The organism is Streptomyces boninensis, assembly GCF_048572725.1.
GTDB classification, from domain to species: domain Bacteria; phylum Actinomycetota; class Actinomycetes; order Streptomycetales; family Streptomycetaceae; genus Streptomyces; species Streptomyces boninensis.
In genome coordinates, this window is sequence record NZ_CP183837.1 from 3,452,455 (window position 1) to 3,476,179 (window position 23,725).

The 23,725-nt window shown below is 71.9% G+C and carries 18 protein-coding genes and 1 pseudogene; 12 read left to right on the top strand and 7 right to left on the bottom strand.

The window, feature by feature from the left end; translation table 11 throughout:
* Positions 1–237: 237 nt before the first annotated feature.
* The 6 genes from ACNNMR_RS15575 to ACNNMR_RS15600 all read left to right on the top strand — a co-directional run bounded on the left by ACNNMR_RS15575 (position 238) and on the right by ACNNMR_RS15600 (position 7,849).
* On the top strand, positions 238–441 hold the full coding sequence (locus ACNNMR_RS15575; protein WP_419995206.1) for a MerR family DNA-binding transcriptional regulator: 204 nt from the start codon (positions 238–240) through the stop codon (positions 439–441).
* A 132-nt stretch (positions 442–573) separates the two neighbouring features.
* Positions 574–792 carry a heavy-metal-associated domain-containing protein gene (locus ACNNMR_RS15580; RefSeq protein WP_419995207.1) on the top strand — a complete coding sequence of 73 codons (219 nt, stop codon included), beginning with the start codon at positions 574–576 and terminating at the stop codon, positions 790–792.
* Positions 792–3,038, top strand: a complete 2,247-nt coding sequence (locus tag ACNNMR_RS15585) for a heavy metal translocating P-type ATPase (protein ID WP_419995208.1) — start codon at positions 792–794, stop codon at positions 3,036–3,038. Before ACNNMR_RS15580 ends, ACNNMR_RS15585 begins: the two co-directional genes overlap by 1 nt.
* 323 nt (positions 3,039–3,361) lie before the next feature.
* Positions 3,362–5,593 (top strand): ATP-dependent RecD-like DNA helicase, encoded by a 2,232-nt coding sequence (locus ACNNMR_RS15590; RefSeq protein WP_419995209.1) that lies wholly within the window; start codon positions 3,362–3,364, stop codon positions 5,591–5,593.
* Positions 5,594–5,762: 169 nt separating this feature from the next.
* Positions 5,763–7,052: a citrate synthase gene (locus tag ACNNMR_RS15595; RefSeq protein ID WP_419995210.1), complete on the top strand. Its 1,290-nt coding sequence runs from the start codon at positions 5,763–5,765 to the stop codon at positions 7,050–7,052.
* A 227-nt stretch (positions 7,053–7,279) separates the two neighbouring features.
* A complete protein-coding gene (locus ACNNMR_RS15600) occupies positions 7,280–7,849 on the top strand; it encodes a DUF937 domain-containing protein (protein ID WP_419995211.1) in 570 nt (189 codons plus the stop codon).
* A gap of 61 nt (positions 7,850–7,910) precedes the next feature.
* Here ACNNMR_RS15600 and ACNNMR_RS15605 read toward each other — a convergent pair whose 3' ends face one another.
* Genes ACNNMR_RS15605 through ACNNMR_RS15615 form a run of 3 tightly spaced genes read right to left on the bottom strand, consistent with a single transcriptional unit; the run spans position 7,911 to position 11,031 of the window.
* A complete protein-coding gene (locus ACNNMR_RS15605; protein ID WP_419995212.1) occupies positions 7,911–8,729 on the bottom strand; it encodes a sugar phosphate isomerase/epimerase family protein in 819 nt (272 codons plus the stop codon).
* Positions 8,726–9,883, bottom strand: coding sequence for a dihydrodipicolinate synthase family protein (locus ACNNMR_RS15610; RefSeq protein WP_419995213.1), 1,158 nt, complete (start codon positions 9,881–9,883; stop codon positions 8,726–8,728). The genes ACNNMR_RS15605 and ACNNMR_RS15610 overlap by 4 nt, the downstream gene beginning before the upstream one ends.
* Entirely contained in the window at positions 9,880–11,031 is a 1,152-nt protein-coding gene (locus tag ACNNMR_RS15615; RefSeq protein WP_419995214.1) for a Gfo/Idh/MocA family protein, read from the bottom strand. The genes ACNNMR_RS15610 and ACNNMR_RS15615 overlap by 4 nt, the downstream gene beginning before the upstream one ends.
* A 94-nt stretch (positions 11,032–11,125) precedes the next feature.
* Between ACNNMR_RS15615 and ACNNMR_RS15620 the strand changes: the two genes are divergently transcribed.
* A complete protein-coding gene (locus tag ACNNMR_RS15620) occupies positions 11,126–12,163 on the top strand; it encodes a LacI family DNA-binding transcriptional regulator (RefSeq protein ID WP_419995215.1) in 1,038 nt (345 codons plus the stop codon).
* A 22-nt stretch (positions 12,164–12,185) separates the two neighbouring features.
* Here ACNNMR_RS15620 and ACNNMR_RS15625 read toward each other — a convergent pair whose 3' ends face one another.
* Positions 12,186–13,400 carry a Cmx/CmrA family chloramphenicol efflux MFS transporter gene (locus ACNNMR_RS15625; RefSeq protein ID WP_419995216.1) on the bottom strand — a complete coding sequence of 405 codons (1,215 nt, stop codon included), beginning with the start codon at positions 13,398–13,400 and terminating at the stop codon, positions 12,186–12,188.
* Between the two features lie 256 nt (positions 13,401–13,656).
* On the opposite strand from ACNNMR_RS15625, the gene ACNNMR_RS15630 reads away from it, so the two are divergent.
* Positions 13,657–14,583, top strand: coding sequence for a bifunctional helix-turn-helix transcriptional regulator/GNAT family N-acetyltransferase (locus tag ACNNMR_RS15630; protein ID WP_419995217.1), 927 nt, complete (start codon positions 13,657–13,659; stop codon positions 14,581–14,583).
* A 60-nt stretch (positions 14,584–14,643) separates the two neighbouring features.
* A pseudogene (locus ACNNMR_RS15635) lies at positions 14,644–15,318 on the top strand (sugar phosphate isomerase/epimerase family protein); the annotation flags it as partial.
* Here ACNNMR_RS15635 and ACNNMR_RS15640 read toward each other — a convergent pair.
* Complete coding sequence (locus ACNNMR_RS15640; RefSeq protein ID WP_419995218.1) at positions 15,311–16,309, bottom strand: EamA family transporter; 999 nt, start codon at positions 16,307–16,309, stop codon at positions 15,311–15,313. The pseudogene ACNNMR_RS15635 and the gene ACNNMR_RS15640 sit on opposite strands and share 8 nt — an antisense overlap.
* A 100-nt stretch (positions 16,310–16,409) precedes the next feature.
* Between ACNNMR_RS15640 and ACNNMR_RS15645 the strand changes: the two genes are divergently transcribed.
* Together ACNNMR_RS15645 and ACNNMR_RS15650 are read left to right on the top strand one after the other, a co-directional pair.
* Positions 16,410–17,309, top strand: coding sequence for a LysR family transcriptional regulator (locus tag ACNNMR_RS15645; protein WP_419995219.1), 900 nt, complete (start codon positions 16,410–16,412; stop codon positions 17,307–17,309).
* 231 nt (positions 17,310–17,540) lie between these two features.
* A complete protein-coding gene (locus ACNNMR_RS15650) occupies positions 17,541–19,700 on the top strand; it encodes a serine/threonine-protein kinase (protein ID WP_419995220.1) in 2,160 nt (719 codons plus the stop codon).
* On the opposite strand, the gene ACNNMR_RS15655 is transcribed toward ACNNMR_RS15650, so the two are convergent.
* Entirely contained in the window at positions 19,701–21,098 is a 1,398-nt protein-coding gene (locus ACNNMR_RS15655) for an aminopeptidase (RefSeq protein WP_419995221.1), read from the bottom strand.
* A 139-nt stretch (positions 21,099–21,237) separates the two neighbouring features.
* Between ACNNMR_RS15655 and ACNNMR_RS15660 the strand changes: the two genes are divergently transcribed.
* Positions 21,238–23,097 (top strand): serine/threonine-protein kinase, encoded by a 1,860-nt coding sequence (locus ACNNMR_RS15660; RefSeq protein ID WP_419995222.1) that lies wholly within the window; start codon positions 21,238–21,240, stop codon positions 23,095–23,097.
* A 353-nt stretch (positions 23,098–23,450) separates the two neighbouring features.
* Here ACNNMR_RS15660 and ACNNMR_RS15665 read toward each other — a convergent pair whose 3' ends face one another.
* Positions 23,451–23,675 carry a FitA-like ribbon-helix-helix domain-containing protein gene (locus ACNNMR_RS15665; protein ID WP_419995223.1) on the bottom strand — a complete coding sequence of 75 codons (225 nt, stop codon included), beginning with the start codon at positions 23,673–23,675 and terminating at the stop codon, positions 23,451–23,453.
* Positions 23,676–23,725: the final 50 nt, after the last annotated feature.

The window sequence follows — 23,725 nt, forward strand, 5'->3', positions numbered from 1 at the left end:
GGGCTCCGGTTTAGCCGTCGCTGCCGACGCATGTCAATGGTTTGTCAGGACATACGGTCAACACCGGTCGAACTCCTGCGCAAGACGCGACACAGCCGTCACGACTGTCACTGTTACGCGGGTTCCCCGTAACAGCCGCTCGACAGCCCCTCTCCCCCTGTCACCCAGCGTCGTTGGCCGGGCACAGGCTGACTGATCATCGCGGGCGCCCCCCGGCGCCCCGCTGGGAGGTGCTGAATGTCCAACCGAGTTCTCTGGTCCTACCGGGAGATCGCCGCGCACATCGGCGTGCAGACGGACACCGTCCGCTCGTACCGGAAGCACGGGCTGATGCCCCCGCCGGACCGCGTCGAGAACGGCAAGCCACTCTGGTACGCGGACACCATCCGCCACTGGGTCGCCAACCGTCCCAGCAACCGCGGCCGTCACGGCCACCGATGAGCCGCTCGTCCGCCGGCTCGTCCGCCGCCGCAGAGATCCCGGGGGCTCGCGCTCCCGGGGGGCGGCTTCAAAGTCATACCCCCTGGGGGTACGATGGTGGGCACGCACACCACTCCGGCGTGAGGAGCCACCATGAGCACCACCACCACCTACCAGGTGAAGGGCATGTCCTGCGGCCACTGCGAGGGGGCGGTCAGCTCCGAGCTCCGCGAGCTCGCGGGCGTGACCGACGTGAAGGCCGTCGCCGCCACGGGAGAGGTCACCGTCACCTCCGAGGCCCCGCTCGACGAGGCCGACGTCCGCGCCGCCGTGGACGAGGCCGGTTACGAGCTGGCGGCCGCGGCGGTCTGATGACCGGCGTCGACACGGCGCCGGAGCCGGCGCAGGTCGAGCTCACCATCGGCGGCATGACCTGCGCCTCGTGCGCCGCCCGCATCGAGAAGAAGCTCAACCGCATGGACGGCGTCAGCGCCACCGTCAATTACGCCACCGAGAAGGCGCGGGTGTCGTACGGCGATGACGTGTCCGTGGACGATCTCATCGCGACCGTCGTCAGGACCGGCTATACCGCGGAGCCGCCGGCGCCCCCGGCCGCGGCCGCCGTCGACGAGCCGGCCGCCGCGGACGACGATTCCCTGCACCGGCTCCGGCACCGCCTGCTCGTCTCGATCGCCCTCGCCGTCCCGGTCATCATGCTCGCCATGGTCCCGGCCTGGCAGTTCGACAACTGGCAGTGGCTGTCCCTCACCCTCGCCGCGCCGGTGGTGGTCTGGGGCGGCTGGCAGTTCCACCGGGCCGCGTTCGTGGGCGCCCGGCATGGCGCGGCCACCATGGACACGCTCATCTCCATCGGCACGCTCGCCGCGCTCGGCTGGTCGGTGTGGGCGCTGTTCTTCGGCGATGCCGGGATGCCCGGGATGCGGCATGGCTTCGAGCTCACCGTGCGGCGGGGCGAGGGGTCATCGCTGATCTATCTGGAGGCGGCGGCCGGGGTGACGGCGTTCATCCTGCTCGGCCGCTATCTGGAGGCCCGCTCCAAGCGAAAGGCGGGCGCGGCGCTGCGGGCGCTGCTGGAGCTCGGCGCGAAGGACGTGGCCGTGCTGCGGGGGGGGGCGGAGGTCCGTATCCCGGTCGCCGAGCTGGCCGTCGGCGACCGCTTCGTGGTCCGGCCGGGCGAGAAGATCGCCACGGACGGGACGGTGGCCGAGGGCGCCTCCGCCGTCGACGCCTCGATGCTCACCGGCGAGTCCGTGCCCGTGGACGTCGCCCCGGGCGATGCCGTCACCGGCGCCACCGTCAATGTCGCCGGCCGCCTCGTGGTCGAGGCCACCCGGGTCGGCGCCGATACGCAGCTGGCGCGGATGGCGCAGCTGGTCGAGGACGCGCAGAACGGCAAGGCGGAGGTGCAGCGGCTCGCCGACCGCGTCGCCGGGATCTTCGTGCCCGTCGTGATGCTGCTGGCCGCCGGGACGCTCGGCTGGTGGCTGGCCACCGGGGCGGGCGCGGCGGGCGCCTTCACCGCGGCCGTCGCGGTGCTGATCATCGCCTGCCCGTGCGCGCTGGGGCTGGCCACGCCGACCGCGTTGATGGTCGGCACGGGCCGGGGCGCCCAGCTCGGCATCCTGATCCGCGGGCCCGAGGTGCTGGAGTCGACGCGCCGGGTCGACACCGTCGTGCTCGACAAGACCGGGACCGTGACCACGGGGACGATGCGGCTGCAGGAGATCATCCCCGCGCCCGGCACTGACCCTGCGGAGCTGCTGCGGCTCGCGGGTGCGCTGGAGCATGCGTCTGAGCATCCGATCGCCCGGGCCATCGCGGACGGGGCGATCGAGCGCGGGGCCGAGCTGCCGGTGCCGGAGGGCTTCGAGAATGTCGCGGGGCTCGGCGTGCGGGGGGTTGTCGACGGGCACGCGGTGCTGGTCGGGCGGGAGAAGCTGCTGGCCGAGTGGTCGGTGCGGCTGCCGGATGAGCTGGCCGCGGCGAAGCGGGCGGCGGAGGAAGAGGGCCGTACGGCCGTGGCCGTCGCCTGGGACGGAGAAGCGCGCGGCGTGCTGACCGTCGCCGACGCAATCAAGGACACCAGCGCGGAGGCGGTCGCCGAATTCAAGCGGCTCGGGCTGACGCCCGTGCTGCTCACCGGCGACAACCAGGCGGTGGCGGATGCCGTGGCCCGGGAGGTGGGCATCGCCGAGGTGTGGGCGGAGGTGCTGCCGGCGGACAAGGTGGCCGTCGTGAAGCGGCTGCGGGGCGAGGGCCGTACGGTCGCGATGGTCGGTGACGGGGTGAATGACGCGGCGGCGCTGGCCACTGCGGACTTGGGTCTCGCGATGGGCACCGGTACCGACGCGGCGATCGAGGCGAGTGACCTGACGCTGGTACGGGGCGACCTGCGGGTCGCGGCGGATGCGATCCGGCTGGCGCGGAAGACCCTCGCCACGATCAAGGGCAACCTCTTCTGGGCCTTCGGCTACAACGTCGCCGCGCTGCCGCTGGCCGCGGCCGGGCTGCTGAGCCCGATGATCGCGGGGGCCGCGATGGCCTTCTCATCGGTCTTCGTGGTGCTGAACAGCTTGCGGTTGCGCCGTTTCCGCTAGGGCCTAACGGCCCCGACCTGCAGTGATTCAGATCACAGCAATTGGGGGGTAACCCTTTGCGGGGGTCGGGGGTCTAACCACATGACACCGGCACCCGGCGGAGTTGGTGTCACGTTGTCCAGGACGGCTTGGTCAGGGGAGCTTTGAGCGGCCCTCCCTGCCCGCCGTCCCGGCCTCGATACGCCCGAGCAGGACCCCGTGGGGGGAGTCCTGTCCGGGAAAGCGAAGCGCCTCGTCCGGTCCGTGGGGGGACCGGCGGGGCGCATTCGCATTTCTGGGGCGGGCGCTCCCTGACTGTCGGCGCCTGGCGATAACGTCCTTGCATGGCCCAGCAGACCGCCGCCGGCCCGAAGCTCTCCACGCTCGAGGGAGTCCTCGAGCGGATCACGTACGCCAATGAGGAGACCGGCTATACGGTCGCCCGCGTCGACACCGGGCGCGGCGCCGGCGACCTGCTCACCGTCGTCGGCTCGCTGCTCGGCGCGCAGCCCGGCGAGGCGCTGCGGATGGAGGGGCGCTGGGGCTCGCATCCGCAGTACGGCAAGCAGTTCACGGTCGAGAACTACACGACGGTCCTCCCCGCCACCATCCAGGGCATCCGCCGCTATCTCGGATCCGGCCTGGTCAAGGGCATCGGGCCGGTCTTCGCCGACCGGATCACGGAGCACTTCGGCCTGGACACCCTCGACATCATCGAGCACGAGCCGAAGCGCCTCATCGAGGTCCCGGGCCTCGGCCCCAAGCGCACCAAGAAGATCGCCGACGCCTGGGAGGAGCAGAAGGCCATCAAGGAGGTGATGGTCTTCCTGCAGTCGGTGAATGTGACCACCTCCATCGCCGTACGGATCTTCAAGAAGTACGGCGACGCCTCGATCTCGGTGGTGAAAAACCAGCCCTACCGCCTCGCTGCCGACGTCTGGGGCATCGGCTTCCTCACCGCCGACCGCATCGCGCAGGCCGTCGGCATCCCGCACGACAGCCCGGAGCGGGTGAAGGCCGGGCTGCAGTACGCGCTGTCGCAGTCCTCCGACCAGGGCCACTGCTTCCTGCCCGAGCAGCAGCTGATCGCCGAGGCGGTGAAGCTCCTCCAGGTCGATACGGGCCTGGTGATCGACTGCCTCGCCGAGCTGGCGGCGGAGGAGGGGGTCATCAAGGAGACCGTGCCCGGCCCCGACGGCGACCCCGAGCCCGTCACCGCCATCTATCTCGTCCCCTTCCACCGCGCCGAGCTCTCCCTCTCCGGGAAGCTGCGGCGGCTGCTGCAGGCCGAGGAGGAGCGGCTGCCGTCGTTCCGTGGCGTCGACTGGGACAAGGCGCTGGGCTGGCTGCGTACGAAGACCGGGGCGGATCTCGCGCCCGAGCAGGAGCAGGCGGTGCGGCTGGCGCTGACCGAGCGGGTGGCGGTGCTGACCGGCGGGCCCGGCTGCGGGAAGTCCTTCACGGTCCGCTCGATCGTGGAGCTGGCGCTCGCCAAGAAGGCGAAGGTGGTGCTCGCCGCCCCGACCGGGCGGGCCGCGAAGCGGCTGGCGGAGCTGACCGGGGCCGAGGCCTCGACCGTCCACCGGCTGCTGGAGCTGAAGCCCGGCGGCGACGCCGCGTACGACACGGACCGCCCCCTGGACGCCGACCTGGTCGTGGTCGACGAGGCCTCGATGCTGGACCTGCTGCTGGCGAACAAGCTGGTCAAGGCGGTCGCGCCGGGCGCGCATCTGCTGCTGGTCGGGGATGTCGACCAGCTGCCGTCCGTCGGCGCGGGCGAGGTGCTGCGCGACCTACTGGCCGGCGGCAGCCCGGTCCCGGCCGTCCGGCTGACCCGGATCTTCCGGCAGGCCCAGCAGTCCGGGGTGGTCACCAACGCCCACCGGATCAACGGCGGCTCCCACCCGCTCACCCAGGGGCTGTCCGACTTCTTCCTCTTCGTAGAAGATGACACCGAGGCCGCAGGCCGGCTGACCGTGGACGTGGCCGCCCGCCGCATCCCGGCGAAATTCGGCCTCGATCCGCGCCGCGATGTGCAGGTGTTGGCCCCGATGCACCGGGGACCCGCGGGGGCAGGGGCGCTGAACGGGCTGCTCCAGGAGGCGATCACCCCGGCCCGCCCCGGGCTCGCGGAGAAGCGCTTCGGCGGCCGCACCTTCCGGGTCGGCGACAAGATCACCCAGATACGAAACAACTACGACAAAGGCCAGAACGGCGTCTTCAACGGCACCCTCGGCGTGGTCACCGGTCTTGACCCGGACGAGCAGCAGCTCACCATCCGTACGGACGAGGACGAGGAGGTCGGCTACGACTTCTCAGAACTGGACGAATTGGCGCATGCCTACGCAGTCACCATCCACCGCTCTCAGGGGAGTGAATATCCGGCGGTAGTGATCCCTGTCACCACCGGCGCCTGGATGATGCTCCAGCGGAATCTGCTCTACACAGCGGTGACGCGGGCCAGGAAACTGGTGGTCCTGGTAGGTTCACGCAAGGCCCTTGGTCAGGCCGTACGCACCGTTTCCGCTGGTCGGCGCTTTACCGCCCTGGATCATCGACTCCGCGGCGCGGGATGACTCCCCCTTTGCCTCCGGGCAGGGCAGGATGGTCAACAAGTGGCACGCAGTGCCGCTCAATGACCTTCACGGCGACCCCCAGTGCAGCGAACCGACGCGGCATGAGGGAAGCTGGAAGGCAGTCAGGGCACCTCAAAGAAGAGGCACGATACGCCGGGTGAGGAAAGACGTGAGCGACAACTCTGTAGTACTGCGGTACGGGGACGACGAATACAACTACCCGATCGTCGAGAGTTCCGTCGGTGATACCGGCGTCGACATCGGCAAGCTCCGTTCCCAGACCGGTCTGGTGACCCTGGACAGCGGCTACGGCAACACCGCGGCGTACAAGTCCGCGATCACCTATCTCGACGGCGAAGCGGGCATCCTGCGCTATCGCGGCTACCCGATCGAGCAGCTCGCGGAGCGGAGCACCTTCCTCGAGGTGTCCTACCTCCTGATCAACGGCGAGCTGCCGACCGTCGACGAGCTCTCGGTCTTCCGGGACGAGATCACGCGGCACACGATGCTGCACGAGGACGTCAAGCGCTTCTACGACGGCTTCCCGCGCGACGCCCACCCGATGGCGATGCTGTCGTCGGTGGTCAGCGCCCTGTCCACGTTCTACCAGGACAGCCACAACCCCTTCGATGAGAAGCAGCGCCACCTCTCCACGATCCGGCTGCTCGCCAAGCTGCCGACCATCGCGGCGTACGCGTACAAGAAATCCACCGGCCACCCGGTCGTCTACCCGCGCAATGACCTCGGCTATGTCGAGAATTTCCTGCGCATGACCTTCTCGGTGCCGGCCCAGGAGTTCGACCTCGACCCGGTCGTGGTCAACGCCCTGGACAAGCTGCTCATCCTGCACGCCGACCACGAGCAGAACTGCTCCACGTCGACGGTCCGCCTCGTCGGCTCCTCGCAGGCGAACCTCTTCGCCTCGATCTCGGCCGGCATCAACGCGCTGTGGGGCCCGCTGCACGGCGGCGCCAACCAGTCCGTGCTGGAGATGCTGGAGGGCATCAAGCAGTCCGGCGGCGATGTCGACACCTTCATCCGCAAGGTGAAGAACAAGGAAGACGGCGTGAAGCTCATGGGCTTCGGGCATCGCGTCTACAAGAACTTCGACCCGCGGGCACAGATCATCAAGGCCGCGGCCCACGATGTCCTGTCCGCGCTGGGCAAGGAGGACGAGCTCCTCGACATCGCCCTGAAGCTCGAGGAGCACGCGCTCGCCGACGACTACTTCGTCGAGCGCAAGCTCTACCCGAACGTCGACTTCTACACCGGCCTGATCTACCGGGCCATGGGCTTCCCGACCGAGATGTTCACGGTCCTCTTCGCCCTCGGCCGGCTGCCGGGCTGGATCGCCCAGTGGCACGAGATGATCAAGGAGCCGGGCTCCCGGATCGGCCGCCCGCGGCAGATCTACACGGGCGAGGTGCTGCGCGACTTCGTCCCCGTGGAAGAGCGCTGACAGCTCTCAGCGAGAGCACCGCATAGCTAAGGGGCCCGGTCCGTCGACCGGGCCCCTCTGCTTCCCCCCCTCGGGACAGCGCCCCCGTACCCCCCACGGATCCCCCCCAAGGAAGCGCTGATGCCCAGTAGGACCCACGACCCCCGGGAAGGGTTGCACGGCTTCCCGGAGATTTTTTACGACACCTCGAAATGCCGTCGTAGCGGAACGGACGTAGCGTTTTACGCATGAGAGCTAATTCTCTGCAAAACGCCATACTCCAGGAGCTCGGTCCGGAGCAGATGCACGAGCTCGCGACCGAGCTCGGCACCACGGACCGGGCGGCGAAGAAGCTGGTCGGCACGGCGGTGGAGTCCCTCACCGGGACGCTGGCCGACGAGACCCGTTCGCCCGAGGGCGCCCGGGAGGTGGCCCAGGCGTTCAGCGAGGCGCCGGACCCGGCGGGGCAGGCCAATGCCCGGCCGCTGACGGGCGTCGCCCAGTTCGCGGGCGGCGGCATGGGCGGCATCAAGGGCGGCATCCTCGCCTCCGTCCTGGGGCGGGTCACCCTGCCCGTGGCGAAGGCCGTTTCCGCCCGTACGGGGCTGCCGGTGACGCAGGTCAACAACGCGATGCGGGTGATCCTGCCGATCGCGATGACCGTGCTGTCGCAGGTGGCGAAGAAGAAGAACGTGAGCGCGAGCGGCCTGACGGACATGCTCAGCGAGGAGCAGCAGCAGGCCCAGCAGGGCGGCGGCGGCCTGCTGGGCATGCTCGGCAAGCTCTTGGGCGGCCAGCGCCCGAACGTGGCGGCCTGAGCTTCACGCGGTGGCTGGTACGGGGCTATAGGTGGCGGATGCCGACTCTAGGTGAGTGCGGCTAGAAGTGCGTGCCGTATCGCTCCACGATCTCCCGCAAGACCTCGCCCCCATCCCGCTCCCACAGCTTCGGGTTGAAGATCTCCACCTCCGTCCACCCTGCGTACCCCGCGGCCTCCACCCGCTCGCGGAACCACCGGAAGTCGACACTGCCGTCGCCGATCTGCCCGCGCCCCAGCAGCACCCCCTCCGGCAGCGGCGTCACCCAGTCCGCGAGCTGGAAGGCCGCGATCCGCCCGCCCTCGCCCGCCCGCGCGATCTGCGCGGCGATCGTGTCGTCCCACCACAGGTGGTACGTGTCCACTACGACGCCCACCGCCGCCGCGGGGAAGCGCTCGGCGAGGTCCAGCGCCTGGGCCAGCGTGGAGACCACGCAGCGGTCGGACGCGTACATCGGATGCAGCGGCTCGATCGCCAGCCGCACGCCACGCTCGACGGCGTACGGCGCCAGCTCCGCCAGCGCGTCGGCGATCCGCTCGCGGGCGCCGTGCAGGTCCCGGCTCCCTTCCGGGAGCCCGCCCGACACCAGCACCAGCGTGTCCGTGCCGACCGCCGCCGCCTCGTCGAGCGCCCGCCGGTTGTCCTCCAGCGCCGCCGCCCGCTCCCCCGCGTCGGACGCCGTGAAGAACCCGCCCCGGCAGAGGCTGGTGACCGTCAGGCCCGCGTCGCGCAGCAGCTGCCCCGCGGCCTCGGGCCCGTACTCCTGCACCGGCGCCCGCCACAGCCCGACGCCGCGCACTCCGGCATCGACGCAGCCCTTCGCCAGCTCGGGCAGCGACCACTGCTTGATGGTTTCCTGGTTCAGGCTCAGCCCACTCACGCGTCCTCCACTCCGTGCACCGCCAGCAGCGACCGCATCCGCCGCTCGGCAAGCGCCGGGTCGGGGAAGAGGCCGAGGCCGTCGGCCAGTTCGTACGCCCGCGCCAGGTGCGGCAGCGAGCGGGCCGACTGCAGGCCGCCGACCATGGTGAAGTGCTCCTGGTGCCCGGCCAGCCAGGCGAGCAGCACCACGCCGGTCTTGTAGTAGCGGGTGGGGGTCTGGAAGAGGTGCCGGGAGAGCTCCACGGTCGGGTCGAGCAGCGAGCGGAAGCCCGCCGTGTCGCCCGTGTCCAGGATCCGTACCGCCTGCGCCGCCAGCGGGCCGAGCGGGTCGAAGATGCCGAGCAGCGCGTGGCTGAAGCCGCGGTCGTCGCCGGCGATCAGCTCGGGGTAGTTGAAGTCGTCGCCCGTGTAGCAGCGGACCCCGTTCGGGAGGCGCCGCCGCAGCGCCACCTCGCGCCCCGCGTCGAGCAGCGACACCTTCACGCCGTCGACCTTGTCCGGGTGGTCGGCGATGACCTGCAGGAAGGTGTCGGTGGCGGCGTCGAGGTCGGTGCTGCCCCAGTAGCCGCGCAGCGCCGGGTCGAACATGTCGCCGAGCCAGTGCAGGATCACCGGCTCGCGGGCCTGCCGGAGCAGGGTGCCGTAGATGTCCAGGTAGTCCTCGGGCCCGCGGGCGGCCGCGGCGAGCGCCCGCGAGGCCATGAGGATGACCTGCGCGCCCGTCCCCTCCACGAGCGCGAGCTGTTCCTCGTACGCGGCCCGCACCTCCTTGAGGTCCGCGGGCCCGGTGAGCTGGTCCGTACCGGCGCCGCACGCGATCCGGCCGCCGACGGCCCGCGCCTCCGCGGCCGAGCGGCGGATGAGCTCGGCGGCGCCGCCCCAGTCGAGGCCCATGCCGCGCTGGGCGGTGTCCATCGCCTCGGCGACGGCGAGGCCGTGCGACCACAGGTGGCGGCGGAAGGCGAGGGTGGCGTCCCAGTCGACGGCGGCGGGCCCGTCCGGGCCCACGTCCGCGAACGGGTCGGCGACGACATGCGCGGCGGAGAAGACGATCCGCGAGGACGGCGGGCCGCCCGCGGTGTCCAGCGGCGCGGGCGCGGTGCGCGGCTCGTACGGGCGCAGCTCCCCGCCGGCCTGTGGCAGCCGGATCACAGTGCCAGCTCCGGCACCTCGACCCGCCGCCCCTCGGCCGCGGCCTTCAGCCCCAGCTCGGCGAGCTGCACGCCGCGGGCGCCCGCGGCGAGGTCCCAGTGGTACGGCTCGTCGAGGGCCACGTGGCGCAGGAACAGCTCCCACTGGGCGCGGAAGCCGTTGGTGAAGTCGGCGTTGTCGGGGACCTCCTGCCACTGGTCGCGGAAGGACTCGGTGGCGGGCAGGTCGGGATTCCAGACCGGCTTCGGGGTGGTGGCGCGGTGCTGGATGCGGCAGTTGCGCAGCCCGGCGACCGCGGAGCCCTCGGTGCCGTCGACGTGGAATTCAACCAGCTCGTCCCGGTTGACCCGGGTCGCCCAGGAGGAGTTGATCTGCGCGATGACGCCGCCGTCGAGCTCGAAGATCCCGTACGCCGCGTCGTCGGCCGTCGCCTCGTACGCCTTGCCCTTCTCGTCCCAGCGCCGCGGGATGTGGGTGGTGATGTGCGCCTGCACGGTCTTGACCGGGCCGAAGAGCTCGTGCAGCACGTACTCCCAGTGCGGGAACATGTCGACGGTGATGCCGCCGCCGTCCTGCTCGCGGTAGTTCCACGAGGGGCGCTGCGCCTCCTGCCAGTCGCCCTCGAAGACCCAGTAGCCGAACTCGCCGCGCACGGACAGGATCTGCCCGAAGAAGCCGCCGTCGATGAGCCGCTTCAGCTTCAGCAGGCCCGGCAGGAAGATCTTGTCCTGTACGACGCCGTGCTTGATGCCCGCCGCGCGGGCGGCCTGGGCCAGCTCGACGGCGGCGCTGAGGCCGGTGGCGGTGGGCTTCTCGGTGTAGATGTCCTTGCCGGCGGCGATGGCCTTCTTCAGCGCCTCCTCGCGGGCGGCGGTGACCTGGGCGTCGAAGTAGATGTCGATGCTGTCGTCGGCCAGGACGGCGTCGAGGTCGGTGGCGATCTCCGTCAGACCGTGCCGGTCGGCGATCTCCCTGAGCGCATGCTCCCTGCGCCCCACCAGGACCGGCTCCGGCCACAGCACGTCCCCGCCGCCGAGGTCGAGGCCGCCTTCCTCGCGGATGGCGAGGAGCGAGCGGATCAGGTGCTGGCGGTATCCCATGCGGCCGGTTACGCCGTTCATGGCTATCCGCAGGGTTTTGCGAGCCATTTGCCCTCCGATGGTAAGCGCTTTCTTCCCTTCGGAAAACTAGCCTCTCCACAGGCCTCCGCACAAGGTGCGGCACTCGTGCAAGACTTCGGGCATGGCCGTGACCCTCGCAGACGTAGCGGCACGCGCGAGCGTGTCCGCCGCCACCGTCTCCCGCGTGCTCAGCGGGAACTACCCGGTCTCCGAGTCCACCCGCGCCCGCGTGATGCGCGCGGTCGAAGAGCTCGACTATGTCGTCAACGGCCCGGCGAGCTCCCTGGCAGCCGCCTCGTCCGACCTGATCGGCGTGCTGGTCAACGATGTGGCCGACCCGTTCTTCGGCATCATGGCGAGCGCGGTCCAGTCGGAGCTGGGCAGTGGCAAGCTCGCCGTCGTCTGCAATACGGGCGGCTCCCCGGAGCGCGAACTCACCTACCTCACGCTGCTGTTGCGTCAGCGCGCCGACGCGGTGGTGATCACCGGCAGCGCGGTCGAGGCCCCGGAGCACGCCGAGGCCGCCGCGGCCCGCCTCGCCCGCCTCGCGGCGAACGGCACCCGCATCGTCCTGTGCGGCCGCCCCGCCTCCGCCGCGCCGGAAGGCGCCGCCGTGGCGCTGGAGTTCGACAACCGCGGCGGCGCCCAGCGGCTCACCGAGCACCTGCTGGACCTGGGCCACCGCCGTATCGGATACGTGGCGGGCCCCGCCGACCGCACCACCACCCGGCACCGCCTGGAGGGCCACCTCAGCGCGCTCAAGGCGCGCGGCCTGACCGCCGACGACGACCTGGTCGTGCACGGCCCGTACGACCGGCAGTCGGGCCACGCCGCCACGCTGGAGCTGCTCCGCCGCGCCCCCGACCTCACGGCGGTGATCGGCGCGAACGACGCGGTCGCGCTGGGCGTGTGCGCGGCGCTGCGCGAGCGCGGGCTGCGGATCCCCGCGGACGTGTCGGTGGCGGGCTATGACGACCTGCCGTACAGCGCGGACCTGAACCCGGCCCTGACCACGGTGCGGCTGCCGCTGCAGGAGGCCGCGGCCAGGGCGGGCCGGCTCGCCCTCGGCCATGAGGAGGCCCCGGCCGGGGGCGCGGCGATGATCCCGGCCGAGGTGGTCCTCCGCGGCTCTACGGGCAAGCCGCGGGACGGGCGCTGAGTCAGGCTGCCGCGGCCGCCGATCACACCCGCACCTCGGCCGCGGCCGGCTCGTCACCCGTCAGCGTGCCGCGGAAGCGGAGCGCGATGAGCAGGGCGACCGCGACGAGCAGGGCGCTCGCCCAGAGCGGCCCCAGGTCACCGGCCGCGGTGCCGAGGGTGGCGGCGGCGACGAGGGGGCCGATGACGGCGCCGATATTGAACGCCGCGGTCGCATACGAGCCGGCCATGGTGGGCGCGCCCCCGGCCTCGTAAAGAACCCGGGCGATCAGCGTGCTGCCCAGGGCGAACGACAGCGCCCCCTGGACGAACACCAGCGGGAACAGCGCGACCGGCCGCTCGGCGAGCAGCGCCAGCAGCGGCCATCCGATGAGCAGCAGCGGGCCGCCGACGGCGATGACCGCGCCGGGGCGCCGGTCGGACAGCCGGCCCGCGGCGGTGACCCCGGCGAGGGAACCGGCGCCGAAGATCACCAGCGCCACCGGGATCCACAGGTCGCCCAGACCGGCCGTGTCGGTCACCACCGGGGCGAGGAAGGTGAAGCTGCCGAAGGTGGCGGCGTTCACCAGCGCGCCGAGCAGCATCACCAGGATCAGCCGCCGACCCGTGAGCTGGGCGAGCTCCGTACGCAAGCCGGGGCCGCCGGGCTCCGTACGCAAGTCCGGCCCACCGGCCGCCTCTTGCCGCTCGGCGCGCCCCGCGGGAATCCCCTTCAGGACGCCGAGCGCGGCGGGCAGGCAGAGTGCGGCAACGGCCCAGAAGGCGGCCCGCCAGCCCAGCGTCGTGCCGAGCAGCGCGCCGCCGGGGACGCCGACGACGGTGGCCACCGTCGTGCCGGACAGCAGCACGGCCAGCGCCCGCCCCTTCTTGTCCGGCGGGACCAGCGCGGCGGCGGCGGTCAGGGCGACAGCGAGGAATCCGGCGTTGGCGAGCGCGGCGACGATACGGGTGCCGAGCAGCACCGGGAAGCTCGTAGTCACGGCGCCGAGCGCGTGCGCCGCCGCGAAGGCGGCCACGAAGCCGAGCAGGCTCGCGCGCCGGGGCCACCGGCGGGCCAGCGCGGCGACCAGCGGGGCGCCGACGACCATGCCGACGGCGAAGGCCGAGGTGAGCACGCCCGCGGCCCCGACGGTGACGTCAAGGTCGTCGGCGATGTCCGGCAGCAGGCCGGCGAGCATGAATTCCGAGGTGCCCATGGCGAAGACGGCCATGGCAAGCAGATAGAGGGGGAATGGCATTGCGTGGCTCCGGGGTGGGAGATGGACGGGAACGTCATCTCGACCGCCGCGGTCAGCCTGGCGACAGGGCGCTACTGAATCAGTGGTTCAGGGGGCTGACGGCGTGGCCGAAAGCCCCCACCTCGTCTGCCTTGGGGTTCACCATGCCGCGCACGCTACCCGAACGATCACGGCCGCGGCATCCCGGTTTCCCCGGAGCCGGAGTATTATCTGACTCAGTCAAGTATTTACGCCCGCCCCCGCCGGAGGCGCCCGCATGACCATCCAGGACATCCGCTCGTTCAACCGCTTCTACACCAACCTCATCGGCGCCCTGGACTTCAGCCGCCACCTCTACACGCCGTACACGCTCACCGAAGCCCGCCTCCTCTACGAGCTCGCGCACCGCGAAGGCGCCACCGACGCCGCCGAGCTGCGGGCCGCGCTGAATCTCGACGCCGGGTATCTGAGCAGGCTGCTCGCCAAGTTCGAGAAGGAGGGGCTCGCCACCCGGGACACCTCCGCCGCCGACGCCCGACGCCGCCGCGTCACCCTCACCGGGCACGGCCGCGAGGCCTCCCGGCTGCTGGAGGAGCGGTCGCAGGAGAGCGTCGGCATCCTGCTCAGCCACGTACCGGCCGCGGACCGGCCGCGCCTCGCGCACGCGATGTCGACCATCGAGCAGCTCCTCAGCGGCGCCGGAGCCAATGGCGACGAGCCCCAGCTCCTCCTGCGCCACCCGGCCGCCGGCGACCTCGGCTGGATGATCCACCGCAATGCCGCGCTGTACACCCAGGAGTTCGGCTGGAACGGCGACTACGAAGCCCTCGTCGCCCGCATCGTCGCCGACTACGCCCGCGACCACGACCCCGCCCGCGAGCGGGTGTGGATCGCCGAGCTCGGCGGCCGCCCCGTCGGCGCGGTGATGTGCGTGCAGGACCAGGACGACCCGGATGCCGCCCGGCTGCGGCTGCTGCTCGTCGAGCCCGACGCCCGCGGCCACAAGGTGGGCAGCAAACTGGTCGACGCCTGCATCGAGTTCGCCCACGAGACGGGCTATCGCCGGATCGTCCTGTGGACGAACAGCGTCCTGGCCTCCGCCCGCAGCATCTACCAGCGCGCAGGCTTCGAACTCGTCGCCGAAAAGCCGCACCACAGCTTCGGCGCCGACCTGGTGGGCCAGGACTGGCGACTCGATCTCTAAGACCGGCTCCAAGCCCAACGGGGTCTTGCTCCGCGCCCCGCCGTCTGGTCGGGTGGGCGCATGCGCCTCGCCTTCTCCACTCTCGGCCTGCCCGGACTCCCCGTCCCCGACCTGGTCGCCCTCGCCCGCACCTCCGGCTATCAGGGTGTGGAGCTGCGCTGTCACCCGGAGGAGCCGGTGCATCCGGGGCTCGGCCGGCTGGAGCGGACCGATGTGGTCGAGGAGTTCGCCAAGGGCGGCATCGAGATCCTCACCCTCGCCTCGTACGTGAAGGTCGCCGCCCCCGGCGACGACGAGCCCGTGCTCGCCGAGCTGCGCGAACACCTCGCGCTCGCCCGCGACCTCGGCGCCGCACACGTGCGCGTCTTCCCGGGCGCGCGCGACGTGCCGCAGGTCGAGTCCGACCCCACCGCCGTACGCCGCCTCGCCGCCATCGCCCCGTACGCCGCCGACCTCGGCGTCCGCGTCCTGCTGGAGACCCACGACTCGCACCGCACCGGCAAGGACGTCGCCCGCATCCTGGAGCAGGTCGGCCAGCCCCGCTCCACCGGCGCCATCTGGGATCTCATGCACCCCTGGGTCGGCGGCGAGGAGCCCGCGGACACGCTCGCCGCGCTGACCCCGTATCTCGGCTATGTGCAGGTCAAGGACATCTCCTCGCCCGACGAGACCACCCCGCTCACCCTCGGCGCCGGTGCGCTGCCGCTCGCCGAGACGCTCGTCCTGCTCACCGAGGCAGGCTGGGACGGGTGGCTGTGCTGGGAGTACGAGAAGCGCTGGTATCCGCAGGCGGAGGAGCTGTCGAAGCTGCTGGTGCCGGGCCGGGAGCATCTGCTGCAGCTGCTGTCGTACGCATCCTGAGCCGCAGCCGCCCCGCCCCCGGCAGCGTCGCCAGCGCCACCCCGCCGACCAGCAGCAGCGCCGCACACCACCGCAGCCCCGTCATGCCCTCCCCCAGCAGCACGGCCGAGGACGACATCCCGAAGACCGGCACCAGCAGCGAGAACGGCGCCACCGTCGAGGCGGGGTACGTACGCAGCAGGAAGCCCCACGCCCCGAAGCCGAAGACGGTCACCACCCAGGCCACGTAGACGATCGTGCCCGCCCCCGTCCAGTCGAGGGCCCGCAGCGCCGCCAAGTCCCGCTCCGGGCCCTCGAAGAGCAGCGAGAGGGCGAGCAGCGGCAGCGGGGGTACGACGCTGACCCACACCATCCAGTTGAGCGCGTCGGCGGGGGCCGCCTTGCGGGTGAGGACGTTGGAGACGCCCCACAGCACCGCGGCCAGCATCAGCAGCCCGAAGGCGAACAGCGGCCCCGACGCCCCCTCGTCGACCGCCGCCACCGTGACACCGCCCACCGCCACCGCCATCCCGGCCACCCGTACGGGACCGGGCCGCTCCCGCAGCACCACCGCCGCGATGACGGCCGTGAACACCGCCTGGATCTGCAGCACCAGCGAGGAGAGCCCGGCCGGCATCCCCTGGTCCATGCCGATGAACAGCAGCCCGAACTTCCCCACCCCGAGGACCAGCCCGACCCCGATGATCCACTTCCAGGCCACCTTCGGGCGCCCCACGAAGAACACCGCGGGCACCGCTGCGACGAGGAACCGCAGCGCGGAGAAGAGCAGCGGCGGGAAGTGGTCGAGGCCGACGTCGATCACGACGAAATTGACGCCCCACAGGGCGGAGACGAGGACGGCTAGGCCGAGGTGAGCTGGTCGCATGGGCACCAGCATCAGCTCCCGTAACCGTGAAGCACCAGCACACATCTCTTCATGGTTGAATGCAGCGATGCTTAATCCGCGGATGTGAGGGGGCTCTGTCGTGCTCGATCTCTCCCGGCTGCGCGCCCTGCACGCCGTCGCCGTGCACGGCTCGGTCGGCGCCGCCGCGACCGCGCTCGGGTACACCCCGTCCGCCGTATCGCAGCAGATCGCGAAGCTGGAGCGGGAGACCCGCACGCCGCTGCTGGAGCGGCAGGGCCGCGGCATCGCGCTCACCGATGCCGCGCAGCAGCTCGCCGCCACCGCCGAGGAGCTGCTCGCCATGGTGGAGCGGGCGGAGACCGACCTGGAGGAGCGCCGCGGCCACCCGGCCGGGCGGCTGACCGTCGCGTCCTTCGCCACCGGCGCCCGCGGGCTGCTCCCCTCCGTCCTGGCCGCGCTCGCCGCCGAGCACCCGGGGCTCGACACCCGGATCATGGAGGCCGATCCGCACCTCTCGCCGGGCCTGGTGGCGCAGGGCGTCGTCGACCTGGCGGTGACGCACGACTGGGACATCGCGCCGATGACCTCCCCCGAGGGCCTCGCGCATACGGCCATCGGCGAGGACTACTGCGACATCTGCGTCCCCTCCGGCCATCCGTACGACGCCCGCGCCGCCCTCACCCGCGCCGACCTCGTCGGCCAGCGCTGGATCTGCCAGCCGCCCGGCTCCGTCTGCTACGACTGGCTGGTGCGGACGCTGCGCGCCTCGGGCCCGCCGGATCTGGCGTATCAAGTCGCGGAATACGAGACCCAGCTCGCCCTGGTCGCCGCGGGCCTCGGCATCGCCCTCGTCCCGCGCCTGGGCCGCGGCCCGCTCCCCGACGGCGTCACGGCCGTACCGCTCGATCCGCCGCCCACCCGGCACGTCTACGCGCTGTGGCGCCCCGGCGCCGCCCGCCGCCCGGCGATCACCGAGGCGGTACGGCTGCTCAAGTCGGCCTGGGGAGAGCGGGCCTGACCTGGAGGGAACCAACTCCCGCCCGGCCACGTCCCATCGGCGGCTGCCGGTGGGAGAACCGCGGGCGGGGTCGGCGTCGCTGCTGGCTGCGCTGCCGACTTTCCCTCTCCACCGCCCGCGACTGGGCAGCCCGCCGCCGCCGGCGCGACCCCCTCACAGCGCCGGCGGCGGCTCCGCAAACCCATCCGCTATCATGCGTCGCGCTGTCGAACGCACTGGCGGGGGTCTGGTATGGCGCGGGGCACAGGGGAGTGGCCGGTCATACCCGGCTACAGACTGGAGAGCCTGCTCGGATCCGGCGGGATGGGGCGGGTCTACCTGGGACGTTCATCGTCCGGGCGGCGGGTCGCGGTGAAGGTGATCCGCGAGGACATCGCCCATCAGCCGGACTTCCGCGAGCGGTTCCGCCGCGAGATCACCGCGGCCAGGCGGGTGGGCGGCGCCTTCACCGCGCCGGTGGTGGACGCCGATCCGGACGCCGAGCCGCCGTGGATGGCCACGCTGTACATCCCCGGCCCCTCCCTTGATGTACGGGTCCGGCGCGAAGGCCCCTTAGCGGGCCAGGACTTGCTCCGCCTCGCCGCCGGTCTCGCCGAGGCGCTGCTCGACCTGCACCGCGCCGGCATCGTGCACCGCGACCTCACGCCCGCGAATGTGCTGCTCGCCGACGACGGCCCGCGCGTCATCGACTTCGGCGTCGTACGGCCCGGCGCCAACTCCGCCGTCCTCACCCGCACCGGCGTCGCCGTCGGCACCCCGCCGTACATGTCCCCCGAGCAGGTCCGCGCCCAGCGCTACACCGGGCCGGAGAGCGACATCTTCTCGTACGGATCCGTGCTGGCCTTCGCCGCCACCGGCCGGGCGCCGTTCGAGGCGGCGGACGTGTACGCGGTCGCGTACCGCCTGGTGCACGAGCACCCGGATCTGGCCGGGGTGCCCGACTGGCTGCAGACGGTCCTGCACCACTGCCTGCAGAAGGATCCTGCGCTGCGCCCCTCCCCCGAGCAGCTCCTCGCCCACCTGGGCGTGGACGTCCCGGATGAGCCCGCCCCGGCCCCGCCCCCCGAGCAGGTGGTGCGGACCGGCGGCCCGCGCACTCCACCGCCACCAGCGCGGGGCGCCCGCGGCCGAGCGAGATCCGGCCGCTCGCGCCGGATGCTCGCGGCCGCGGGCGCGGTCACCGCCACGGCCGTACTCGCCGCCGCGGGCGCCTTCGCGCTGCTGAACAACGACGACTCGGGCGGCAAGGGCAAGGGCGCGACCGGCACGGCCCCCGCGGACGGCGCCCGCAAGCTCGGCGACGGCTACCAGCCGGTCAGCGGCGGCAGCCCCGGCGGCTCGGCCGGCTACGCCGACTCCCGCACCCGCAAGCCCGCCGGCTGGGAGCCCTGGGAGGGCGGCCGCGACCTCAACGGCTGCGCGTACGCGGGCGGCTCCCTCTACTGCGCCACCGACGCCGCCGTGCTGCGGCTGGCCGCGGGCACCGGCGCCGAACTCTGGACGCGGCCGCTGACCGGGCCCGTACAACCGCCCGCCGTCTCCGGGAAGACGCTGGTGGTCAGCGACGGCGAGGGCCTGCGCGGCCTGACCACCGCGGGCGGCCGCGAGCGCTGGTCCTTCTCGCTGCCGTCGGCCGCGAAGTCCTTCACGGTCTCGGCCGGCATCGCCTACGCCTCCACCCAGACCGGCAGCGTCTACGCCATCGACGCCAAGTCGGGCCACAAGCTCTGGGCCCAGCAACTCAACGGCGGCAACACCAGCTTCGCCACCGGACCGCGCGTGCGCGCCCTCGGCACGACGGGATACCTCATCGGCTCCACCAGCGGCGAGGACTCCGAGGGCGCGGTGCGGGTGGTGGACCGGCGTGGGAAGATCAGCGCCGAGCACAAGCTGCCGGCCGGCGGCTGCGCGCCCGACACGGCGGCGGTGTCGCTGCTGAACGGCAGCCCGGTCCTCGACTGCCTCTCGTACGAGGACGGCGAACCGTCGCTGCTGCACTACGCGTTCGCCACCCGCAAGCACACCGTCACCCCGCTCAAGGCCGATGCCCGCTCGGGCCTGGCGGTCCGGGGCGGCCGGGCGTATGTGGTGGCCGGGAGCGAGCTGCTGGCGGTGGACGGCGCCGACAAGCACGTGGTGGACCGGGTCAAGCTGCCGGACAAGGCGCTTGCCGACCGGATGGCGATCGTGGCGGCGGGCGGCCGGGTGTACTTCGGCACCCACCGCGGCCTGTATGCCGTCGACCCGGCGGCGGGCAAGGTGGCCTGGAAGAGCGAGACCGGCGGCGGCCCGGAGCGCGAGACGCCCCCGGCCGTGCCGCTGGTGGCCGGGGGCGTGCTGTTCGCCGCCGCTCCTAAGGGCGGGTGGGTGTCGGTGGACACCCGGTCGTAATTACGGCCGCAGCGACTCCCGCCGCAGCTCGGCCTTGTCGCGCTTGTCGAGCTTCGAGTCGTACGCCGAAAGCGGCGCCGCCTCGGTCGTCTTGGCCTCGACCCCGGCCCACCGCAGAATCGCCGCGGTCGCCTTCGCCTTCTGCTCGGCGGGCAGCGCACCCACCTGCGCGCTGTGGTTGGCGCCCGGCGCGTAGTAGACGTACGAGTCGCGGGCGTGCTTGCCGACGCGGAAGGGCTCGGCGCCCCAGGGGTCGTTGGCGCCGTAGACGAAGAGCATCCGCTGGGCGTTGTGCCGCACCCAGGAGTCGACGTCGTGCATCGCCTGCGGCCGGAACTTCATCGGGATGTCGCGGGGCACGAAGTTCCGCGGCGGCTGGTAGCCGTAGCGGGACAGGCCGTTGAGGTGCGGCTGCTTGATCGTCGGGGCGCCGAGCTCGGTGCCCGCCTGGTAGTAGTACGGGGTGTACGGCTCCAGGCCCGCGTCCGTGTAGGCGGCCCAGCCGACGATTCCGTCGATGACGTCGTAGAGCTCCTTATCGGAGGCGCCGGCCGCGGCCGGGATCTTCGCGCAGTCGGCCTCCGGGCTGTACTGCCAGAACGCCCAGGTGAAGTCGAGGACGACCGCCTCGAAGGCCTTGTCGAGGGTGCCGACCGTGGTGAAGCCGGAGTGTTCGGCGGCGTACATCTTCGACAGCGGCTCGCGGCGGGTCAGCGCCTCCTTCTGCACGGCGTTGAGCCTGTCCCGGCACTCGGCGGTGCCGACCGTCGCGAGGAAGCGGTCGTACGCCGAATCCTCCTTGTTGACCACGTCGTTGGGCGCCACGTACGCGACGACGCCGTCCATGTCGCGCGGGTAGAAGCGCTCGTAGTACGTCGCCGTCATGCCGCCCTTGCTGGCGCCGGTGGACAGCCACTTCTTGCCGTAAATCGGCTTCAGCGCCTTGAAGACGCGGTGCTGGTCGCCGGCCGCCTGCCAGATGTCGAGCTTGGACCAGTCGGCGGGCTGCGGGCGGGACGGGGTGAAGAAGCGGTATTCGAGGGAGACCTGGTTCCCGTCGATGATCCGGGTCGGCTCGCTGCGGCCCGGGGTGGTGGAGAGGCCGTAGCCGCTGGTGGAGAAGACCGTCGGGCGGTCGGTGTCCTTGTGCAGGACGGAGATCCGCTGGGTGAAGGTGCCCCGCTGCGGATGGCGGTGGTCGACCGGCTGCTCGTAGCCGAGGACGAAGTAGCGGTAGCCCTCGGCCGGCTTCTCCTCGATGAGCTTCATCCCCGGGATCGCCAGGAGCCGGTCCTTGATGTCGGCGGGCGCCGCGGTGGCGGCCGTCGCCGGGGCCGCCGCGCCGACGGTGCCGATGAGCACCATGAGCGCCAGCAGCCATCTGAGCGTCTTGCGCATACACCCTCCCCTAGGTTCGCAATGACCTTGGGGAACTTAGCCGTTGCTCATGTTCCCCGCCAGGGTGCAGTGGTGTCGCTCGTTGTCTAAGCTCTCCCGGGGAATCACATTGTTATGCAGGAACGGGGGCCGTACGACGATGGTGAGCAAGGACGGCGGCGACGGCTCCGTCGAGCCGCTGGCGACCGACGACCCGGAGCACATCGGCCCGTACCGGCTGCTCGGGCGGCTGGGCGCGGGCGGCATGGGCCGGGTCTTCCTCGCCCGCTCCGGCGGCGGCCGCACCGTCGCGGTGAAGGTGGTGCACGAGGCGCATGTCGAGGACGACCGCTTCCGGTCCCGTTTCCGGCGCGAGATCGACTCGGCGCGGCGGGTCGGCGAGCGCTACACCGCGCCCGTACTCGACGCCGATCCGGATGCCGAGCCGCCGTGGGTGGCCACGGGTTACGTACCGGGGCTGACGCTGGAGCAGGTGGTGCGGCGGCACGGCCCGCTGCCCGACGCCTCCGTGCACGCCCTCGCCGACCATCTGCTGCGCGCCCTGCGCGACATCCACGCGGCGGGGATCGTGCACCGCGACCTGAAGCCGTCGAATGTGATGCTGACGGCGTCCGGCACCAAGGTCATCGACTTCGGCATCGCGCGGGCGCTCGACACGTCGTCGGTGGAGTCCCTGCTGACGTCGACCGGGGTCGTGCTCGGCTCGCCCGGCTTCATGTCACCCGAGCAGATCCGCGGCCAGGGGGCGGGGCCGAAGAGCGACGTCTTCACGCTCGGGCACATCCTCACCTACGCGGCGACGGGGGCGCTGCCGTTCGGGCAGGGGGCGGAGAACCAGCATGCGGTGATGTTCCAGATCGTCCAGGACGAGCCGGATCTGTCGGCGGTCGAGGACGCCGGGCTGCGTACGCTGATAAGCCGCTGCCTGACCAAGGACGCGGCGGAACGGCCCGGCGTCGACGAGCTGTTGGCCGACCCGGATCGTACGAAGCCGGTCGCCGCGTCCGGCTCTTGGCTGCCGGCCGAGGTGATGGCGCGGCTGGCGCAGCAGTCGGCGCGGCTGCTGGAGGCGGATTCGCAGCCGGTACGGGTGTCCGCGGGCGCGGACGCTGACACAGACGCGGACGCGGCCGGGTCCGCGGAGGGCGGCGAGGCCACGCCCGAGGAGACGCCCGCCGTCGGGCAGGCACAGGAAGCCGAGACCGAGCGCGAGCGGCGGCCGCGCCGCCGGAACCGGCTCATCGCCATACCCGTCGTGCTCGTCCTCGCCGCCGGCGGCGGCACGGTCGCGCTGCTCCAGCCGTTCGGCGGCGGCGGTGGCGGCAGCCAAGCGCAGGAGCAGGGCGGCGGCGACCCCTCGGCGGGGCAGCCCGCCGCGGAGGGCGGTTCGCCCTCGAAGGGAGACGGGGACGGCAAGGACGAGAAGAAGGGGAAGGACGCCGACGCGGCACCCGGCGCCGACGGCAAGGGAGACAAGGCCGGCACGGCGGACCCGGACGACGACGCGGCGGGCGCGGGTGCGGGCTCCGGCGACGGCGACGGCGACGGCGACGGCGACGGCGGTACGGACGGGGGCGGCTCGGGCGGCACCTCGACCGGCGGCTCCGGTTCCAGCGGCGGCTCAGGATCCGGGGGCAGCTCCGGCGGCGGTGGCGGGAGCAGCAGCGCCGTGCCCTCGTACTTCGTCGGCAAATGGCAGATTCCCGGCGGCGGCTACAGCCCGACCCCGCAAAAGGCGACGATCTCCCGCGGCTCGGTCGGCGACCAAGTGGTGCGCCTCTACTACAACATGGGCTTCGGCACCTGCACCTACGCAGCCCGCCTGACATCCGTCACGGACGCCGGCTCCCGCATCAACCTCTCCTCCGCCCCGGTGGTGGCAGACAACGCCGGCGGCCAGTGCCAGACCTTCCAGGCATCCGCGTTCTACATCTCCCAGGGCGGCCTGAACCACGACGCCAACGTGGCCTCCGGCGACATGCACATGGAGCGCCAGTGAGCTCGCCTTGGCCGCTCAGATGTCGCGCAGGTTGATGACCCGGCACCGTGGGCCGGGGGCCTTGGCAAGCTTGCTGTCCGAGGTGAGCAGGGGGACGTCCAGGCCTTCGGCCAGGGCGACGTAGAAGGCGTCGTAGGCGGTGCTCGTACAGCCGGATGGGCAGGCTGCGAGAGTCGGCGATGGCCTGAGTGACGGTGACTGCCGGGAGCAGGCGCAGCAGCACCGAGGAGACCTCGGCATCGATCAGGTGCGGCGCGGCCAGTACGCTTTCGTCGGCCAGCAGGCGGGCCGCGGACTGGCCACGCCGTCCGGTGTCGATGGGAGATCGACCACGGCGCAGGAGTCGACGACGATCAACGGTAAGCCTCATCGGCGAGAGCGGCGGTGTCGACGCCGGTGAGATCGGCGGAGGCGTGTTCGCGGATGCGGGCGATGATCTCGTCCATGGCAGGGATAGCCGCTTCGCGCACTATCAGGTCGTGCAGCAGCCCCTGCAGGGACTTGCCTTCCTTCGCGGCTCGGATTTTGAGGGCGCGCAGGCTCTCATCCGGTACGTCGCGAATCGTCACAGCACTCATGCATGCACTATGGCAGCACTGCTGCCATAGTGCATGCATGAGTGGTGCGC

Coding starts and splice junctions, on each gene's coding strand:
- ACNNMR_RS15575 (WP_419995206.1), top strand. CDS start 238: ATGTCCAACCGAGTTCTCTGGTCCTACCGGGAGATCGCCGCGCACATC.
- ACNNMR_RS15650 (WP_419995220.1), top strand. CDS start 17,541: ATGGCGCGGGGCACAGGGGAGTGGCCGGTCATACCCGGCTACAGACTG.
- ACNNMR_RS15665 (WP_419995223.1), bottom strand. CDS start 23,675: ATGAGTGCTGTGACGATTCGCGACGTACCGGATGAGAGCCTGCGCGCC.
- ACNNMR_RS15585 (WP_419995208.1), top strand. CDS start 792: ATGACCGGCGTCGACACGGCGCCGGAGCCGGCGCAGGTCGAGCTCACC.
- ACNNMR_RS15640 (WP_419995218.1), bottom strand. CDS start 16,309: ATGCGACCAGCTCACCTCGGCCTAGCCGTCCTCGTCTCCGCCCTGTGG.
- ACNNMR_RS15655 (WP_419995221.1), bottom strand. CDS start 21,098: ATGCGCAAGACGCTCAGATGGCTGCTGGCGCTCATGGTGCTCATCGGC.
- ACNNMR_RS15630 (WP_419995217.1), top strand. CDS start 13,657: ATGACCATCCAGGACATCCGCTCGTTCAACCGCTTCTACACCAACCTC.
- ACNNMR_RS15615 (WP_419995214.1), bottom strand. CDS start 11,031: ATGGCTCGCAAAACCCTGCGGATAGCCATGAACGGCGTAACCGGCCGC.
- ACNNMR_RS15625 (WP_419995216.1), bottom strand. CDS start 13,400: ATGCCATTCCCCCTCTATCTGCTTGCCATGGCCGTCTTCGCCATGGGC.
- ACNNMR_RS15620 (WP_419995215.1), top strand. CDS start 11,126: ATGGCCGTGACCCTCGCAGACGTAGCGGCACGCGCGAGCGTGTCCGCC.
- ACNNMR_RS15660 (WP_419995222.1), top strand. CDS start 21,238: ATGGTGAGCAAGGACGGCGGCGACGGCTCCGTCGAGCCGCTGGCGACC.
- ACNNMR_RS15590 (WP_419995209.1), top strand. CDS start 3,362: ATGGCCCAGCAGACCGCCGCCGGCCCGAAGCTCTCCACGCTCGAGGGA.
- ACNNMR_RS15600 (WP_419995211.1), top strand. CDS start 7,280: ATGAGAGCTAATTCTCTGCAAAACGCCATACTCCAGGAGCTCGGTCCG.
- ACNNMR_RS15580 (WP_419995207.1), top strand. CDS start 574: ATGAGCACCACCACCACCTACCAGGTGAAGGGCATGTCCTGCGGCCAC.